Origin of the sequence: Herbaspirillum sp. NPDC087042, assembly GCF_044745245.1 — a bacterium.
Classification (GTDB): Bacteria; Pseudomonadota; Gammaproteobacteria; order Burkholderiales; family Burkholderiaceae_D; genus Herbaspirillum.
In genome coordinates this window covers 1-16,461 of sequence record NZ_JBIUZW010000001.1, presented here as the reverse complement: position 1 = coordinate 16,461, position 16,461 = coordinate 1, and the positions used below count along the sequence as shown (strand labels likewise).

Here is a 16,461-nt window from a genome sequence, read left to right as displayed (position 1 = left end):
CTGCCCCCTGGGTGTTTACTGCGTTGGACATGACAACCCCTAGCTTGATGATAAGAAATCTTCGCGGGCGCGGCATGGGTCGGTTTATTTTTGTTATTCTGCGACGGTTGCGGCAGCAGTAGCGGCTTCGAGGGCAAGCCCAGAGACAGCATCAGACGCACGCAGGCACCGAGGACGTTTGCCAGTGCAAACATCGTCAGGAACTCGGTCAGGATATGCGGACGAAAGACGGTCATCAGGATGGACTTCTCGAATTGTTGCTAGGCATTGTACCGCGTGAAATCATTTTTGTTCGTCGCACCAAACTTTTTTTCTCTTCCTCCAAAGACCAGCCCATGCTCGACCCCATCCCCCTCCCGCACCCGGCGCCACTGATGGCCGCCAACCGTACCGTCTTCTTCGTCTCCGACGGCACCGGGATCACTGCCGAGACCTTCGGGCATTCCGTACTGAGCCAGTTCGAACTGCGTTTCAAGCAAGTGCGCCTGCCCTTCATCGATACGCTCGACAAGGCCTACGATGCCACCCGCAAGATCAACGAGGCCTACCAGGTGGACGGCAAGCTGCCCATCGTCTTTTCCACCCTGGTCAAGTCGGAGCTGTCGGCGGTGATCCGCCAGTCCAAGGCCATGCACATGGACCTGTTCCAGACCTTCGTGGAGCCGCTGGAGCAGGAGCTGGAGATGAAATCCACTCACACCATCGGTCGCAGCCACAATACCGCCGATTCGGAGGAATACCGCAACCGCATCGAGGCCATCAATTTCTCGCTGGCACATGATGACGGCCAGTCCAACAAGAACCTCTCGGAAGCCGACGTGATCCTGGTGGGCGTCTCGCGCTCGGGCAAGACCCCGACCAGCCTCTACCTGGCCATGCAGTTCGGCATCAAGGCGGCCAACTACCCGCTCATCCCCGAGGATTTCGAGCGCGACAAGCTGCCCAGCGGGCTGGTGATGCACAAGAAGAAGATCTTCGGCCTGACCATCGCCGCCGAGCGGCTCTCGGAGGTGCGCAACGAGCGCCGTCCGGGCAGCAAGTATGCGTCGCTGGAAAATTGCCGCTATGAAATCAACGAGGCGGAAAAGATGATGCGTCGGGAAGGCATACGCTGGATGTCCTCCACCGCCAAGTCGATCGAGGAAATCGCCGCCACCATCCTGCAGGAGATCAAGCCGGAGACGCGCTGAGGTCCGTCTGCCGCTGGTAGCGGGTCAGCACCCGGGTACGCTTCTTGGGGCCATTGATGAAGGTTTCCATGGTGAAACCTTCATCACCATCGAGGGTATAGGCGGCGTTGTAGCAATCCGGTCCGCACAGGTGATCGGCGGCGGGCGCCACCATGTTGCCGCGTAGCAGGTAGTCCTGATAGGGCTGACCGGTGCGCTCACCATCGGCAAACAAAACCTGCAGGCGCGCCGGCACATCCGTGCCGAAACGATAGTCGAACAGGCGGCTGAAGGCTATGGGACGCATGCCCGGCGCCGTCAGCATGCGCAAGTGACCACGCTCCTGGTAGATCAGCTGACCGGTCAGCTCACCATCGCGAAACACCGCTTCGCCCGCCGCTTCGGCCTGGGCATCCTCGCCACCTTCCCAGATGGTGCGGGTGAATTGCCACTGCCCCCGGAAGTAGGCGGCCAGATCCGGCATGTCCAGGGGCGGAAAGCCAGCCATCGACGCGCCTCAGCGACCGGCAGTGCGCTGGCGCACCTGTTCGAACAGGCAGACGGCGGCGGCGGCGGCCACATTGAGCGACTCCATCTCACCCAGGTGCGGGATGACCACTTCCTGGGTCGCGGCGTCCTGCAGGGCCGGAGAGACGCCCTGCCCTTCATGCCCCAGCAGCCAGGCTACAGGCCCGGAGAGGTCGCACTCATACAGGGTCTGTGCCGCGTGCGAGCTGGTGGCCAGCAATGGGATGCGACTGCTGGCGCACAGGGCGACCAGATCGACATTCTCGAAGATATCCAGCACGAAATGCGCGCCCATGCCGGCGCGCAGCACCTTGGGCGACCACGCGGCGGCCGTGCCAGGCGCGCAGAATACCTGCCTCACGCCGGCCGCGGCGGCACTGCGCAGGATGGAGCCCAGATTGCCAGGATCCTGCAAGCCGTCGAGCAGCACAGCCGACTCTTTCAGGGCCTTGGGCGCCACCGGATCGGGCGTTGCCACCAGGAAGAACAGGCCGACACCGTTCTCGACCGTACTGACGGCGTCATACAGCTTGTCGGCCAGCACCAGGCATTGCGCCCGTCCTTCTTCACAGCGCATCAGGATAGCGGCGACTTCAGGGTGAACCTGGGCACTTTCGGCCACCACGCACACCTGTGGCGCGCCGCGATGCTGCAGCCAGGCCTGGGCCAGATGCACGCCATCGAGCAGGCTCTGGCCGGCGCGACGACGCGCCTGGCTGCTGGAGGCCAGCTGCTTCAGGTCCTTGAAGAGCGCATTGTCCTTGGAGGTAATCAGTTTCATCGCATGGCTCCCCGATTCAGCCTCGCCCACCGGCCGACGCCGACAGCAGCGCCTTGACCGGTGCATACGAACGGCGATGCACCGGCGAGACGCCATACTGGCGCAGCATGTCCAGGTGCAAAGCGGTCGGATAACCCTTGTGACGGTCGAAGCCGTATTGCGGATAGGTCTCGTGCAAGACCATCAGCGCCGCGTCGCGCGCGGTCTTGGCCAGGATGGAGGCGGCCGAGATGGCCGGCACCTTGTCGTCGCCCTTGACGATGGCTTCCGAGCGGATGCTCATGACCGGGCAGCGGTTGCCATCGATCAGGGCCAGCGTAGGCAGGGTGGAAAGTGCCTCGACGGCACGTCGCATGGCCAGCATGCTGGCATGCAGGATATTGAGCTCGTCGATTTCCTGCTCGTTGCAGGAGGCGATGGCCCAGGCCAGCGCGTTTTCCTTGATCTCCAGCGCCAGGCTGTCGCGGGCGGCTTCGGAGAGCTTCTTGGAGTCGCGCAGTCCGCTGACCGGACGCGCCGGATCCAGGATCACCGCCGCCGCGAACACGGGGCCGGCCAACGGGCCGCGGCCGGCCTCATCGACTCCGCAGATGATCTCGCCGGAATAGTCGTCGAACAGGGCCAATGTCTGGGGCGCCGCCTTGGGCATGGGAATTTCCTTCTTCAATCTTCAAACCAACATCGCTGCGCACAGCCGCCTAGCGGCGGCGCGCACCGATGACTTCACATACGGCATTGGCGCTTTCGCGACTGGTATCGCGCAGCAGGGACTGGTGCATGTCGGCAAAGCGCCGCACCAGGCGCTGCTGGTGCGCATGGTCTTCCAGCTGATGCCACATGGCATCGGCCAGCGCCTGTGGCGTGGCGGCGTGCTGCAGCAGTTCCGGGACCAGGAATTCACGCGCCAGGATATTGGGCAAGCCCACCCAGGGCTGGTAAGCCATGTGGCGCATGATCTGGTACGAGGCCCAGTTGATCTTGTAGGAGATCACCATGGGCTTCTTGTACAGGGCCACTTCCAGCGAGGCCGTACCGGACGCCACCAGCACGGCATCGGCCGCTTCCATGGCGCTATGCGACTGGCCACGGATGACATTCAACGCCAGGTCTTCGTAGCGACCCGCGCGGATCTGTTCCTGGAAGAAGGCCATCTGGCGGTCACCCGCCATGGGCGCCACGAATTGCAGCTGCGGATCACGCTGGCGCAGCAAGCGCGCGGCGGCCAGGAAGCCTTCGCCATTCTGCTTGAGCTCGCTCATGCGGCTGCCCGGCAGGATGGCCACCACCCGCCCCGCTCCACCCAGGCCCAGGCGCTGCCGCGCTGCGGGCGTATCGGGTTGCAGCGGGATCACCTCGGCCAGCGGATGGCCGACATAGGTGACCGGCACGCCGGCCTGGCGGTAGATGTTTTCCTCGAAGGGGAAGATCACCAGCATATGCGACACGGCGCGCTGGATCTTCTTGATGCGCCAGCCACGCCAGGCCCAGATCTGCGGGCCGATGAAATGGATGGTCGGGATGCCGGCCTGCTTGAGCTGCTCTTCCAGGCCCAGGTTGAAGCCCGGGTAGTCGACACCGACGAAGACGTCCGGTCGGTCAGCCAGGAGCCTGTCACGCAGGTCTTCCTGGATCCCCTTGATCTCGCGATAGCGCGGAATCACCTCGAACAGGCCGCGCACGGTCAGCTTGTCCATCGGCCAGTGACTGGTGAAGCCCTGCCCGGCCATGTGCTCGCCGCCGATGCCATGCAGGCGTGCCTGCGGCAAGCGCTCGCGCAGTCCCGACAGGAGACGGCTGCCCAGCAGGTCGCCCGAACTCTCCCCCGCCACCAGTGCGATGCTCTGGCGGCGCGTCAGGTCAGCGGATGATGCCACGGGCCGAAGCCTCGATGAATTCGCGCAGCAGGCGGATATGCTCGGCCGAATGCGCCGATTGTGCTTCCATCTGCTGCAGCTCCTGCTTGGCTTCTTCCAGCGGCAGGTTGGCACGGTAGATCAGCTTGTAGGCGCGCTTGATCTCCATGATCTGCTCGCTGGTGAAACCACGACGACGCAAGCCTTCGCTATTGATGCCGGCCGGCACCGCACGGTTGCCGGCGGCGGTCACGAAGGGCGGCACGTCCTGGCTGACAGCAGCGGTAAAGGCCGTCATCGCATGGGCGCCGATACGGCAGAACTGGTGCACGGTGGTGAAACCGCCCAGGAACACATGGTCCCCCAGATGGACGTGGCCGGCCAGCGTGGCATTGTTGGCCAGGATGATGTCGTTGCCCAGCTGGCAATCATGGGCCAGGTGGACGTAGGCCATGATCCAGTTGTCGTTGCCGATGCGGGTGGCGCCGGCATCCTGGACGGTGCCACGGTTGAATGTGACGAATTCGCGGATGGTGTTGCGGTCACCGATTTCCACGGTGGTGGGCTCGCCGGCGTATTTCTTGTCCTGCGGCGCCGCACCGATGGAGGCGAACTGGAAAATCTCGTTGTCGCGCCCGATCGTGGTGTGGCCTTCGATGACCACATGGGGGCCGATGCGGGTGCCGGCCGCGATGCGCACGTCAGGGCCGATGACGGCATAGGCGCCGACCTCGACGCTCTCGTCGATCTGCGCGCCGGGGGCAATCACTGCGCTTGGATGGATCTTGGACATATCCTGTGCTTCGATTGAGGTTCACTTGAATCAATTGCAACAAGGCAATCATTCAAAGAATCAGGCCCGGCCCGATCTTGCCGATCGCCTGCCGGGCCTGCCTTGCAGCCTGTGGGTCGCCGGATCCGGGGATCAGGCGCTCTGGCTGGCGTCGGCCGCGCTGCGCATGGTGCACATCAGGTCGGCTTCCACCGCCACCTGGCCATCCACGGTCGCGACCGCACGATACTTCCAGATGCCGCGCGCACGGCGGGTGATCTCGACTTCCATCTTCAGCTGGTCGCCCGGTTCCACCGGACGCTTGAAGCGGGCGTTGTCGATCCCCACGAAGTAGACCACGGTGTTCTCGTCGGGCTTGCGGCCTTCGGTCAGGAAGGACAGCAGTGCGGCCGTCTGGGCCAGCGCCTCGATCATCAGCACGCCGGGCATGACCGGCTTGTGCGGGAAGTGGCCGTTGAAGAATTCTTCATTGACGGTCACGTTCTTGATCGCGGTGATGGTCTTGCCGCTCTCCCAGTCCAGCACGCGGTCCACCAGCAGCAGCGGGTAACGGTGCGGCAGGTACTGTTTGATTTGATTGATGTCGAGGCTATTCATTCTCTTCTTGATTCTCTGAATGCGGTGCTTGGCCCGCTTGTTCTTGTGTCAACGTTTTGAGCGTTTTTTCCAACGCCCGGATTTTCTCACGCATCGTGCCCAGATTGCGCACCAATGCAGCGGATTTTTCCCAATCGCGGTGTTCCGTGATCGGATAGAAGCCGGTGTACTGCCCGGGTTCCAGGATGGAACGCAAGGCCAGCGTGCCGGCCGAGACGTGCACCTTGTCCACGATGGTGATGTGGCCATGGATCATGGCCGCGCCACCGATGGAGCAATACTTGCCGATCCTGGCGCTGCCGGCAATGCCGGCGCAGGCTGCGATCGCAGTATGCGCGCCGATGTGGCAGTTGTGGGCGATCTGGATCTGGTTGTCGAGCTTGACGCCCTCCTCGATCACGGTGTCGGCCAGCGCACCACGGTCAATGGTGGTATTGGCACCGATCTCCACGTCATCACCGATCATCACGCGTCCAACTTGCGGGATCTTGATCCACTGCCCTGCCTCGTTGGCGAATCCGAAGCCATCCGCGCCAATCACCGCACCGGAGTGGACGATACCGCGCGCGCCGATCTCGCAGGCGTGATGCAGGGTCACGCGGGCGTGGAAACGGGTATCCTCGCCCACGCGGGCATTGCGGCCGATGAAACTGCCGGCATCGATACGGGCCCGGGCACCAATGACGGCACCGGCTTCGATCACCACCTGCGGGCCGATGACGGCATCTGCCGCCACGCTGGCCGATGGATCGACCACGGCGCTGGCGTGGATGCCGGCGGCCGGCACCACCTCGGCCATGGCCTGGAACAGTTGCGCGGCGCGGGCGAAATAGGCGTAGGGATTGCGCGTGACGATACGGGCGCCGCCATAGGCCTGCACCTGGGCATCATCCGCCTCGGACAGGATCAGCGCTGCTGCCTGTGTCTGGTCGGCTTGCGCGCGGAATTTGGGATTGGAGAGGAAGGTGATCTGGGTGGAACCTGCGGCATCCAGCGGCGCGATGCCCTGGACTGCGATGTTCGCATCACCCTTCAACTGCCCGCCCAAGCGCTCGACCAATTGCTCCAGCCGAATACTCATCTTGGCTTTCCGAATGATATGCGTTGCGTAGGATACCGGGGCCGCTCACCACCCGTCCGGGCGATGTGGCGGCCCCTGAAGCGACATGCGGGCGCCAAGGGCTTGCGCCCCGCGCCCGCACGGTCAGGAAGGGATTACTTCGCCAGTTCCTTCAGGACCTTGTCGGTAATGTCGATGCGCTTGCTGGCGTACACGGCCTCCTGGAAGACGATGTCGTACTTTTCAGCTTCGGCGATCTGGCGGATCACCTTGTTGGTGCGCTCCAGAACCACAGCCAGTTCCTCGTTGCGGCGCTGGTTCAGGTCTTCGCGGAATTCACGCTGCTTGCGCTGGAATTCCTTGTCCAGATCGGACAGGTCGCGCTGGCGCTTGGCACGGTCGGAGTCGGACAGCACGGCCGAATCCTTGTCCAGCTTTTCGGACTGGGCCTTCAGGCGTGCAGCCATGTCCTGCAGGTCGCGATCGCGCTTGGCGAACTCGGCTTCCAGCTTCGATTGCGCAGCCTTGGCCGGCGCCGCTTCGCGGAAGATGCGCTCGGTGCTGACGAATGCGATTTTGGAGCTTTCCTGCGCGTGGGCAGGGGCAAAGCTCATCAGGCAGGCAGCCATCACGACGGTCTGCAGGGACAGGAACGATTTGGTCATGAACTTCAAGATTACTCTCCGTATTACTAATCAATGATGCCCGCTTTAGAAGCCGGTACCCAGTTGGAACTGGAAGGATTGAGACTTGTCGCCGTCCTTGAGGTTCAACGGCTTGCCGAAGCTGAGCTTCAGAGGACCGATCGGCGACACCCAGCTGATACCCACACCGGTGGAATAGCGCAGGTCGTTGAACTTGATGTTCTGGCCATCGGCGAAGACGTTGCCGCCGTCGAAGAAGGTGAACCAGCGCAGCGTACGATCCTGGCCCGAACCCGGGAACGGGAATTGTAACTCCGCGTTGGCATAGAAACGAGAGGCGCCACCCATGGAATCGCCATACTGGTCCTTCAGGCTACCCAGCGAGGACGCTTCATAGCCACGCACGGTACCGATACCACCGGCGTAGTAGTTCTTGAACACCGGGTAAGGCTTGCTGCCGATGCCACGACCGTAGTCCAGCTCGCCGTTCAGGGCCAGGGTCACGGCCTTGCTGAAGAAGGGCTGGAAGTACTGGTGCTGGTAGCTGGCGCGGTAGTACTGCAGCGTACCGACGGCCGAGACTTCCAGGTTGGCGCGCTGGTAGCGGCCCATCGTCGGCACCAGGGCGCTGTCGCGACCGTCGCGCTGCCAGGCCACCGTCAGCGGGAAGCTGGTGGTACGGGCGCTGCCCACACCGCAATTCGTACCGGAAGTGGTATCGGTCACATCGCAACCTGCCGCGCCGGCGCCACCGAAGTCACGCACATACTGACGATACAGCGAAGGGCTGGTGGAGTCGGTGGTGACGTTGGTGTTTTCGATACCGACGCCGAAGAAGACGCGATCCAGTTCCGAGAACGGCACGCCGAACTTGATGCTGCCGCCCAGCGTCTTGACCTTGTAGTCACCGGTGGCATAGACCGACGGACGCAGGGTACGCAGGTAGATTTCGTAGGTACGGCTGATGCCGTCATCCGTGAAGTACGGATTGGTGGTCGACAGCGAGATGGTGCGATAGCGCGAGCTGGTGTTGACGTCCAGGCTCACGGTGTTGCCGCTGCCGAAGGCGTTTTCCTGCGAGATCGAGCCGGTCAGGCTGAGCTTGTCGGATTGCGAGAAGCCGGCACCGATCATGATGTTGCCGGTCGGCTTTTCCTCGACCTTCATGTTCACGTCGACCTGGTCGCTGCTGCCGGCCACTTCCGGCGTATCGATGGTGACTTCCTTGAAGTAGCCCAGGCGGTCCACGCGGTCGCGCGAGAGCTTGATCTTCTCGCCGTCGTACCAGGAATCCTCGAACTGGCGGAATTCGCGACGGATGACTTCATCGCGGGTCTTGGTATTGCCGGCGATGTTCACATGACGCACATAGACGCGCTTGCCCGGGTCGACCATGATGGTGAAGGCGACTTCCTTCTTCTCGCGGTCCACGTTCGGGTTGGCGTTCACGTTGGCGAAGGCGTAACCGAAGTTGCCCAGGCGCTCGCCGATCTTCTTGGTGCTGTCGGTGAGCTTGGAACCGGAATAGACATCACCCTTCTTCAACTGCACCAGCTTGGCCAGTTCCGGCTCCATGCCAAACATCTCGCCTTCCAGCTTGATGTCGGAGACGGTGTACTTCTCGCCTTCCTTGATGTTGACGGTGATGTAGATGTCCTTCTTGTCGGGCGTGATCGACACCTGGGTCGATTCGACCTGCATTTCCAGATAGCCGCGATCCAGATAGTAGGAGCGCAGGGTCTCGATGTCGCCCTGCAGCTTTTCCTTGGAATACTGGTCGGCCTTGGTGTACCAGGTGAACCAGCCCGGCGTGGTCAGCTTGATCTGGTCACGCAGGGTGCTGTCGGAGAACACCTTGTTGCCCACGAAGTTGATCTGCTTGATGCGCGAGACGTCACCTTCATCCACGGAGAAGGTAATGGCCACACGGTTGCGCTCGACCGGCGTCACCGTGGTGGACACCTTGGCGCCATACAGGCCGCGCGAGAGGTACTGGCGCTTCAATTCCTGCTCGGCACGATCGACCTGGGAACGGTCGAAGATGCGCGATTCGGCCACGCCGATTTCCTTCAGCGCCTTGCCCAGCTGTTCCTTGTCGAATTCCTTGATGCCGGAGAAGTCGACGCTGGCAATGGCCGGACGCTCGACCACCTGCACCACCAGCACGTCGCCTTCGGTCTCGATGCGCACATCGCGGAAGAAACCGGTGGCATACAGGGCCTTGATGGCGGCGGTGCCCTTTTCATCGTTGAAGGTATCGCCCACGCGCACCGGCAGGTAGCTGAAGACCGTACCGGCTTCGGTACGCTGGATGCCTTCGACGCGGATATCCTTGACCACGAAGGGCGTGACCGCCATGGCCTGGCTGGAGCACAGGGCAAAGGCGGCTGCGGCGATCAGGCGACGGGAGAATGTCGGGATGGGATGTTGCGCAGGGTGTAATTTCATCTATCGTTCATCAACAGTTTTTCGCCGCAGCACTGCCTGACAAGAGGATGGTAAGGAATTGAAAACGGATCCGCGATCCATTGCCAATTGCTTAACAACTGCCATCGGGGTTGGCCGGCAAATGTAAAAAATCCGGTCTTTCTCGCCGTACCGCCGATTTTCATCGACGGCGACGGCATCAGGCCGGATTCATCCTTGGAACATCAGTCGCACGATATCGTTGAAAGCCGCAACGAGCATCAGCGCCATCAGTATTCCCAGGCCGGCGCGCTGCGCGATTTCCCCAAACCGCTCGGAAACGGGCCGCCCTGTCAAAATCTCCAGCGCATAATACAACAAATGACCGCCATCTAACACCGGGATAGGCAATAGATTCATCACACCAAGGCTGATACTGATGAAGGCCATGAAGCTCAGATAGCTGACCAGGCCTACCCGGGCGGTCTGTCCGGCATAGTCGGCGATGGTGATGGGGCCGGTGATGTTCTTCAGGGAGACCTGGCCGATGATCATGCGGCCGATCATCTTGATGGTCATCGCGCTGGTATCCCAGGTACGCTGCGCACCCTTGGCCAAGGCCTCCAGCGGCGCGTCGCTGACGGTGGCCATCTCCGGTGCCAGCGGCACTTCGACCTTGATGCGACCGATACGCTTGGCGCCCTCGCCCTGCCCTTCATCCACCACTTCCGGGGTGACGCGCACATCGAAGCCAGTCGCACCACGCGCAACCTGCAGCGTCAGCGCACGACCGGCCGATTCACGGACCTTTTCCACAAAGGCCAGGCCATCCTGCACCGGCTGACCATCGATGGCCAGGATGCGGTCCCCGGTCTGCAGGCCGGCCGCCTTGGCAGGCCCCTCCATGATACGACCCAGCACGGCGGGCGGACGCGCCAGCGCCAGACCCAGCTTGCCCAGGAAATCGCCTTCCAGGTCATTGCCGTCGATGCCGGCCAGGCGCAGCGTCACGGTATTGAGCAGCTTGCCGCTGCCATTGGGATTGGGGCGCTCCACGTCCAGGCGCGCATCGGCCTTTTCCAGGACCAGCTGCATCAGCTTCCAGCGCAGCTCTGACCACACCTGCACCGGCGCACCATTGACCGCAGTGACGCGGTCACCCGCACGCAGGCCGGCCTGATAGGCGGCGCTCTGCTCTGCGCCGGCGCGCAGCAGAGGCACCGGCTCAGGCACACCGTGCATGTACAGTCCGGCAAACAGCAGAATGGCCAGCAGGAAATTGGCGATCGGGCCGGCCGCCACGATGGCGATGCGGCGCCACACCGACTGGCGGGTGAATTCGCGTGCAAGATCGGCGGCCGGGATATCCTCCACGGGCTGTTCGCGCGCATCCAGCATCTTCACATAGCCGCCCAGCGGCAAGATCGACAGGGCCCACTCGGTCTGGTCGCGACCGAAGCGGCGCGACCAGATCACCCGGCCCATGCCCACCGAAAAGCGCAATACCTTGACCCCGCACCAACGCGCCACCAGGTAGTGGCCCAGCTCGTGCACCACGACCAGGGTGCCGAGTGCAACGAAGAATGCGAGAAGGGTATGCAGCAGCGTCATGGTGAAATCAGGGTCTCGGCGCAGGCCCGGGCTTGCCTGTCCTGCTCCAGCAGCGCGTCGATATCGTCGGCTTGGCGGTTGGGGATGGCAGACATGACCTGGTCAATCAGGGGAGCGATCCTTCCAAACCCGATCCGGCGGTCCAGGAAGGCTTGCACGGCGACTTCATTGGCGGCGTTGAGGATGGCCGCCAGCGTGCCACCGGCACGCAAGGCATCATACGCCAGTTTCAGGCAGGGAAAGCGCTGGTAGTCCGGCTGGCTGAAGGACAACTGGGCGATCTGCGCCAGGTCCAGTGGCGCCACGCCCGAGGCGATGCGCTCGGGATAGGCCAGTGCATTGGCGATGGGCGTGCGCATGTCGGGGTTGCCCAGCTGCGCCAGCACCGAGCCGTCGGCATAGGAAACCATGGAGTGGATCACGCTCTGCGGATGGATCACCACCTCGATCTTGTCGGCCGGCGCACCGAAGAGCCAATGCGCCTCGATCACTTCCAGTCCCTTGTTCATCATGGTGGCCGAATCCACCGAGATCTTGCGTCCCATGACCCACTTGGGATGTGCCACCGCCTCCTCGACCGTGACGCGGTCCAGGGTGCTGACGTCGCGGGTCAGGAAGGGACCGCCGGAAGCGGTCAGGAGAATCTTTTCGACGCCATGGGCCGCCATCGACCGGCTATAAGCGGCTGGCAGGCACTGGAAGATGGCGTTGTGCTCGCTGTCGATGGGCAGCAGGCTGGCGCCATGGGCGGCCACCGTATCCATGAGCAGCTGACCGGAGATGACCAGTGCTTCCTTGTTGGCCAGCAGGATCTTCTTGCCGGCACGCGCAGCCGCCAGCGTCGAGGCCAGGCCGGCGGCGCCGACGATGGCCGCCATGACCATGTCGCAGCCGTCGGCGGCGGCGATGTCGCACAGGGCTTGCGGGCCGTAGGCCACTGCCGTGCCGATATCGCCCTCCCGCAGCAAGGCCTGCAACTCGGCGGCGGCTTCGGCCGAGCCGACCACGGCCACCTGCGGACGGAAGCGCGCGCACTGCTGCGCCAGCTCCGCCACCCGGGAATGGGCGCTCAGGGCGTAGACACGGTAACGATCGGGATGGCGGGCCACCACATCGAGCGTGGATACGCCGATGGAACCGGTGGAACCGAGGATACTGATGGACTGCATGGAATTTCCAGGAGGAAAGTGGCGGCTCAGGCAGCCGCCAGCCACAGATCGACCAGCGCTGCCAGCGGCAGCACGGGAATGAGCGCATCGATGCGGTCGAGCACGCCGCCATGGCCTGGCAGCAGGTTGCTGCTGTCCTTCATGCCGGCGCGACGCTTGAGTTGCGACTCGAACAGGTCACCCACGACACTGGCCACCACCATCACGCTGAGGACGCCCACGAAACCGGCCCAGCCCCAACGGCTGTAGAGCCGGAACTCGAAGGTCTCGCCAATGCCGATGGACATGACCACCGCCGCAGAAATCACCAGCACTGCCAGCCAGCCGCCGATGGCGCCTTCCCAGGACTTGCCCGGCGAAATCGTCGGCGCCAGCTTGTGGCGGCCAAAACCCTTGCCGGCAAAATAGGCGCCGATATCGGCCACCCAGACCACGGCCATGACCGACAGCAGGTACAGCGGAGCACGCTGGAACAAGTCGACGATGGCCACGAAGCAGCCCAGGATGGCCAGCATGTAGGTGGCATTGAGCAGGCGGTTGCTGAAGGCTTCCAGCTTGGGCAGGCCCAGGCCCAGGGCCGGCACGAAGCGCACCACCCAGAGCAGCACGCACAGCACGTACAGGGGGCGCACACTGGGCAGGCCGCTGAAGAACAGGATCACGCTGAAGACCAGCGTCCACAGCACCGCCCACAGCGTCGGACGCGGGCTCTTGAAGAGACGGAAGCATTCCCAGGCACCAGCGGCGAAGAACACCAGTGCCGCCATGGCAAAGGCCGGGAAGTAATCGAAATACAGGATGGGCAACAGGATTGCCAGCAGGATCAACGCCGTGATGACACGCGTCTTGAGCATCAGGAAGCCTTTTTCTGGTCCAGCACCTGAGCACTGGTGCGCCCGAAACGGCGCTCGCGTTGTTGGTAGGAAGCAATGGCTGTATCGAGCGCCTTGCCGTCGAAATCGGGCCAGAAGGTCTCGGTGAAATACAGTTCGCTATATGCCAGCTGCCACAACAGGAAATTGGAGATGCGCTGCTCGCCGCCGGTGCGGATGAACAGGTCGGGCTCGGGCGCGTAGGCCATGGCCAGGTAAGGGGCCAGTTCCTCTTCGGTGTAGTCGGTGGCGCCCGGCTTGTCCTTGACCATCTTCGAGACGGCCTGCATGACATCCCAGCGCCCGCCGTAGTTGGCGCAGACGGTCAGCGTCAGGCGGCTGTTGGCCGCAGTCTGGGCTTCGGCCTTGGCGGCCATCTCTTGCAATTTGGGATCGAAGCGACTCATGTCGCCGACGATCTTCAGGCGGATGCCATTGTTGGCCATCTTGCCCACTTCGCGCTCCAGCACCGTCATGAACAGGCGCATCAGCACCGAGACCTCATCGGCCGGGCGACGCCAGTTCTCGGAACTGAAGGCAAACAGGGTCAGGAATTCGATACCGCGCTCGGCGCAGGCCTCGACGATGGAGCGCACGGCATCCACGCCCTTGGCATGCCCTGCCACGCGGGGCAGGAAGCGCTTGGTCGCCCAACGACCGTTGCCGTCCATGATGATGGCAACATGACGCGGAACCGCGGAAATATCCGGAACCGCCAGAGTTGAGCTTTGATGCTTCATGAAAATAATTTAATGCATTTCAGTGCATTGAGGAACCGGGCCGGCACATGGTAGCTGCCTGGGCCGGCTTTGACAAACATTGGCAAACCGCCCGCGCCAACAGCCCCTCCCTGACATCACGCCCTCGCCCCCTCGCCGCACGTTTTCTTGTTGTTGCCTTGTTTGTGCCGCGCGGTGGCCATGGCCGCCGCGCGCGAGTGTTGCTGGTATTGCTACAGACGGGTCACACCGTCATCACTTCCTTTTCCTTGTCGCCGACCAGCTTGTCGATTTCAGCGACGAACTTGTCGGTCAGCTTCTGGATGTCATCCTGGCCGCGACGCTCGTCGTCTTCCGAGGCGACCTTGTCCTTGACCAGCTTCTTGAGGCCTTCGTTGCCGTCGCGACGGATGTTGCGCACGGCAATCTTCGCATCTTCGGCTTCGCCCTTGACCAGCTTGACCATTTCCTTGCGGCGCTCTTCGGTCAGCGGCGGCATCGGCACGCGGATCAGTTCGCCGTGGGTAGCGGGATTGAGGCCCAGATCGGCTTCACGGATGGCCTTTTCGATCACGGCAACCATCTTCTTCTCGTAGGGCTGCACACCGATGGTGCGGGCATCGATCAGGGTCAGGTTGGCGACCTGCGACAGGCCGGTCGGCGAACCGTAGTAATCGACCATGACCTGGTCCAGCAAGCCCGTGTGGGCACGGCCGGTACGAACCTTGGCCAGATTGGCCTTCAGGGTCTCGATGGACTTGACCATCTTTTGTTCACTGTTCTTCTTGACGTCAGCGACACTCATGCTGCTCTCCTAACTTGGTGCAATTACTTGACTTGTCTTGGTGGCAAATGCCTGAAAGAGGGGCATTGTACGCGGGAATCCCGGCCAGCGGCCGGTTTCTGCGCCGCAATTATCCTCAGACGTGGACCAGGGTACCTTCGTCAGCGCCCATGACCACGCTCTTCAGCGCGCCCGGCTTGACGATGGAAAACACCTTGATCGGCAGCTTCTGATCACGACACAGCGCAAAGGCGGTGGCGTCCATCACCTGCAGGTGCTTGGCGATGGCTTCATCGAAGGAAATCGAGGCATAACGGGTGGCCGCCGGATCCTTCTTGGGATCCGCAGTATAGACGCCGTCCACCTTGGTGGCCTTGAGCACGATCTCGGCGCCGATTTCCGAGCCGCGCAGGGCGGCGGCGGTATCGGTGGTGAAGAAGGGATTGCCGGTACCGGCGGCGAAGACGACGATCTTGCCTTCTTCCAGGTATTGCAGAGCCTTGGGGCGGACATAGGGTTCCACCACCTGTTCGATGCCGATGGCCGACATCACGCGGGCGGTCAGGCCAGCCTGGCGCATGGCGTCGGCCAGGGCCAGCGAGTTCATGACGGTGGCCAGCATGCCCATGTAGTCGGCGGTCGCACGATCCATGCCCTGGGCGCCCGGCGCCACGCCGCGGAAGATGTTGCCACCGCCGATGACGATGGCCAGTTCCACGCCCAGTTTGCTGATTTCTGCTACATCCGCGACCATGCGTTCGATGGTCGCGCGATTGATACCGTAGGCGTCATCGCCCATCAGTGCTTCGCCGGAGAGTTTGAGGAGTACGCGCTTATAAGCAGGTGTTGTCATTGCAGGGCTCCGTGTTCTTTCCGATATTGAATTACGTGTTGGCGTGTCCGCACTCGCTCCCGCCCTGACGAAACGGCGCGCTTTCGTCGCGAGGGTGATGCCTGGACACTGAAATGGGGTACTGCTGCGCCTTGCTGTTGCTGCTGATCGTGCCATCCTGCCGCGACCGCATCCCGGCACGCCTCGCCTTGATCCGCCTCTGCGAAGCAAGACCATGACTGTAGATGCGACCAACCCCGAAAGTTCCGGGACCAGCTTAAAAAAACGGGCCTCTCGGCCCGTTTTTTCTTACAACGCTTACTGAGCTTGTTTCGCTGCAGCCACTTGCGCTGCCACTTCGGCGGCGAAGTCGTCCTGCTTCTTCTCGATGCCCTCGCCCACCACGTACATGGCGAACGACTTGACGGTGCTGTTGGCAGCCTTGAGCATCTGTTCGACGCTTTGCTTGTCGTTCTTCACGAAAGCCTGGTTGAACAGGGAGACTTCCTTCAGGTACTTCTGCACCGAACCGTCCACCATCTTGGCGACGATGTCAGCCGGCTTGCCGGATTCAGCAGCCTTCAGGGAGGCGACCGAGCGTTCCTTCTCGATCAGGTCGGCCGGCACTTGCTCGGACGACAGG

The 16,461-nt window shown here is 62.6% G+C and carries 17 protein-coding genes; 1 reads left to right on the top strand and 16 read right to left on the bottom strand.

Features of this window, described 5'->3' with window-relative positions; translation table 11 throughout:
• Positions 1–335 precede the first annotated feature (335 nt).
• A complete protein-coding gene (locus tag ACIPHN_RS00085; RefSeq protein WP_198982120.1) occupies positions 336–1,190 on the top strand; it encodes a pyruvate, water dikinase regulatory protein in 855 nt (284 codons plus the stop codon).
• On the opposite strand, the gene ACIPHN_RS00080 is transcribed toward ACIPHN_RS00085, so the two are convergent.
• The 16 genes from ACIPHN_RS00080 to tsf form a co-directional block, all read right to left on the bottom strand.
• Entirely contained in the window at positions 1,171–1,677 is a 507-nt protein-coding gene (locus ACIPHN_RS00080; RefSeq protein ID WP_400430961.1) for a DUF6314 family protein, read from the bottom strand. The two genes, ACIPHN_RS00085 and ACIPHN_RS00080, sit on opposite strands and share 20 nt — an antisense overlap.
• Positions 1,678–1,686: 9 nt before the next feature.
• Positions 1,687–2,478 (bottom strand): TrmH family RNA methyltransferase, encoded by a 792-nt coding sequence (locus ACIPHN_RS00075; RefSeq protein ID WP_400430958.1) that lies wholly within the window; start codon positions 2,476–2,478, stop codon positions 1,687–1,689.
• A gap of 16 nt (positions 2,479–2,494) precedes the next feature.
• Positions 2,495–3,127 (bottom strand): ribonuclease HII, encoded by a 633-nt coding sequence (gene rnhB / locus ACIPHN_RS00070; protein ID WP_400430954.1) that lies wholly within the window; start codon positions 3,125–3,127, stop codon positions 2,495–2,497.
• A gap of 49 nt (positions 3,128–3,176) precedes the next feature.
• On the bottom strand, positions 3,177–4,352 hold the full coding sequence (gene lpxB, locus ACIPHN_RS00065; RefSeq protein WP_400430951.1) for a lipid-A-disaccharide synthase: 1,176 nt from the start codon (positions 4,350–4,352) through the stop codon (positions 3,177–3,179).
• Positions 4,336–5,124 (bottom strand): acyl-ACP--UDP-N-acetylglucosamine O-acyltransferase, encoded by a 789-nt coding sequence (gene lpxA / locus ACIPHN_RS00060; protein ID WP_400430948.1) that lies wholly within the window; start codon positions 5,122–5,124, stop codon positions 4,336–4,338. Before lpxA ends, lpxB begins: the two co-directional genes overlap by 17 nt.
• 132 nt (positions 5,125–5,256) lie before the next feature.
• Positions 5,257–5,721 carry a 3-hydroxyacyl-ACP dehydratase FabZ gene (gene fabZ / locus ACIPHN_RS00055; RefSeq protein ID WP_198982114.1) on the bottom strand — a complete coding sequence of 155 codons (465 nt, stop codon included), beginning with the start codon at positions 5,719–5,721 and terminating at the stop codon, positions 5,257–5,259.
• Positions 5,714–6,802: a UDP-3-O-(3-hydroxymyristoyl)glucosamine N-acyltransferase gene (lpxD, locus tag ACIPHN_RS00050; protein ID WP_400430944.1), complete on the bottom strand. Its 1,089-nt coding sequence runs from the start codon at positions 6,800–6,802 to the stop codon at positions 5,714–5,716. Before lpxD ends, fabZ begins: the two co-directional genes overlap by 8 nt.
• 134 nt (positions 6,803–6,936) lie before the next feature.
• Positions 6,937–7,446, bottom strand: coding sequence for an OmpH family outer membrane protein (locus ACIPHN_RS00045; protein ID WP_400430941.1), 510 nt, complete (start codon positions 7,444–7,446; stop codon positions 6,937–6,939).
• Between the two features lie 45 nt (positions 7,447–7,491).
• On the bottom strand, positions 7,492–9,873 hold the full coding sequence (gene bamA / locus ACIPHN_RS00040) for an outer membrane protein assembly factor BamA (RefSeq protein ID WP_400430938.1): 2,382 nt from the start codon (positions 9,871–9,873) through the stop codon (positions 7,492–7,494).
• Positions 9,874–10,062: 189 nt separating this feature from the next.
• Entirely contained in the window at positions 10,063–11,442 is a 1,380-nt protein-coding gene (gene rseP / locus ACIPHN_RS00035; RefSeq protein WP_400430935.1) for an RIP metalloprotease RseP, read from the bottom strand.
• Positions 11,439–12,611, bottom strand: coding sequence for a 1-deoxy-D-xylulose-5-phosphate reductoisomerase (gene ispC, locus ACIPHN_RS00030; protein WP_400430932.1), 1,173 nt, complete (start codon positions 12,609–12,611; stop codon positions 11,439–11,441). Before ispC ends, rseP begins: the two co-directional genes overlap by 4 nt.
• Positions 12,612–12,637: 26 nt before the next feature.
• Complete coding sequence (locus ACIPHN_RS00025; RefSeq protein ID WP_400430929.1) at positions 12,638–13,465, bottom strand: phosphatidate cytidylyltransferase; 828 nt, start codon at positions 13,463–13,465, stop codon at positions 12,638–12,640.
• Positions 13,465–14,223, bottom strand: a complete 759-nt coding sequence (uppS, locus tag ACIPHN_RS00020; RefSeq protein ID WP_400430926.1) for a polyprenyl diphosphate synthase — start codon at positions 14,221–14,223, stop codon at positions 13,465–13,467. The genes ACIPHN_RS00025 and uppS overlap by 1 nt, the downstream gene beginning before the upstream one ends.
• A gap of 223 nt (positions 14,224–14,446) precedes the next feature.
• A complete protein-coding gene (gene frr, locus ACIPHN_RS00015; protein ID WP_400430923.1) occupies positions 14,447–15,007 on the bottom strand; it encodes a ribosome recycling factor in 561 nt (186 codons plus the stop codon).
• Between the two features lie 115 nt (positions 15,008–15,122).
• Entirely contained in the window at positions 15,123–15,839 is a 717-nt protein-coding gene (pyrH, locus tag ACIPHN_RS00010; RefSeq protein ID WP_400430920.1) for a UMP kinase, read from the bottom strand.
• A 297-nt stretch (positions 15,840–16,136) separates the two neighbouring features.
• Positions 16,137–16,461 (bottom strand): translation elongation factor Ts (tsf, locus tag ACIPHN_RS00005; RefSeq protein ID WP_400430917.1); only part of this gene is annotated, 325 nt, incomplete at its 5' end.

Bases quoted from the DNA above. Each gene is read 5' to 3' on its own strand.
- ispC (WP_400430932.1), bottom strand. From the start codon at position 12,611: ATGCAGTCCATCAGTATCCTCGGTTCCACCGGTTCCATCGGCGTATCC.
- uppS (WP_400430926.1), bottom strand. From the start codon at position 14,223: ATGAAGCATCAAAGCTCAACTCTGGCGGTTCCGGATATTTCCGCGGTT.
- rnhB (WP_400430954.1), bottom strand. From the start codon at position 3,127: ATGCCCAAGGCGGCGCCCCAGACATTGGCCCTGTTCGACGACTATTCC.
- rseP (WP_400430935.1), bottom strand. From the start codon at position 11,442: ATGACGCTGCTGCATACCCTTCTCGCATTCTTCGTTGCACTCGGCACC.
- pyrH (WP_400430920.1), bottom strand. From the start codon at position 15,839: ATGACAACACCTGCTTATAAGCGCGTACTCCTCAAACTCTCCGGCGAA.
- ACIPHN_RS00075 (WP_400430958.1), bottom strand. From the start codon at position 2,478: ATGAAACTGATTACCTCCAAGGACAATGCGCTCTTCAAGGACCTGAAG.
- ACIPHN_RS00025 (WP_400430929.1), bottom strand. From the start codon at position 13,465: ATGCTCAAGACGCGTGTCATCACGGCGTTGATCCTGCTGGCAATCCTG.
- bamA (WP_400430938.1), bottom strand. From the start codon at position 9,873: ATGAAATTACACCCTGCGCAACATCCCATCCCGACATTCTCCCGTCGC.
- lpxA (WP_400430948.1), bottom strand. From the start codon at position 5,124: ATGTCCAAGATCCATCCAAGCGCAGTGATTGCCCCCGGCGCGCAGATC.
- fabZ (WP_198982114.1), bottom strand. From the start codon at position 5,721: ATGAATAGCCTCGACATCAATCAAATCAAACAGTACCTGCCGCACCGT.
- ACIPHN_RS00085 (WP_198982120.1), top strand. From the start codon at position 336: ATGCTCGACCCCATCCCCCTCCCGCACCCGGCGCCACTGATGGCCGCC.
- ACIPHN_RS00045 (WP_400430941.1), bottom strand. From the start codon at position 7,446: ATGACCAAATCGTTCCTGTCCCTGCAGACCGTCGTGATGGCTGCCTGC.
- frr (WP_400430923.1), bottom strand. From the start codon at position 15,007: ATGAGTGTCGCTGACGTCAAGAAGAACAGTGAACAAAAGATGGTCAAG.
- lpxD (WP_400430944.1), bottom strand. From the start codon at position 6,802: ATGAGTATTCGGCTGGAGCAATTGGTCGAGCGCTTGGGCGGGCAGTTG.
- ACIPHN_RS00080 (WP_400430961.1), bottom strand. From the start codon at position 1,677: ATGGCTGGCTTTCCGCCCCTGGACATGCCGGATCTGGCCGCCTACTTC.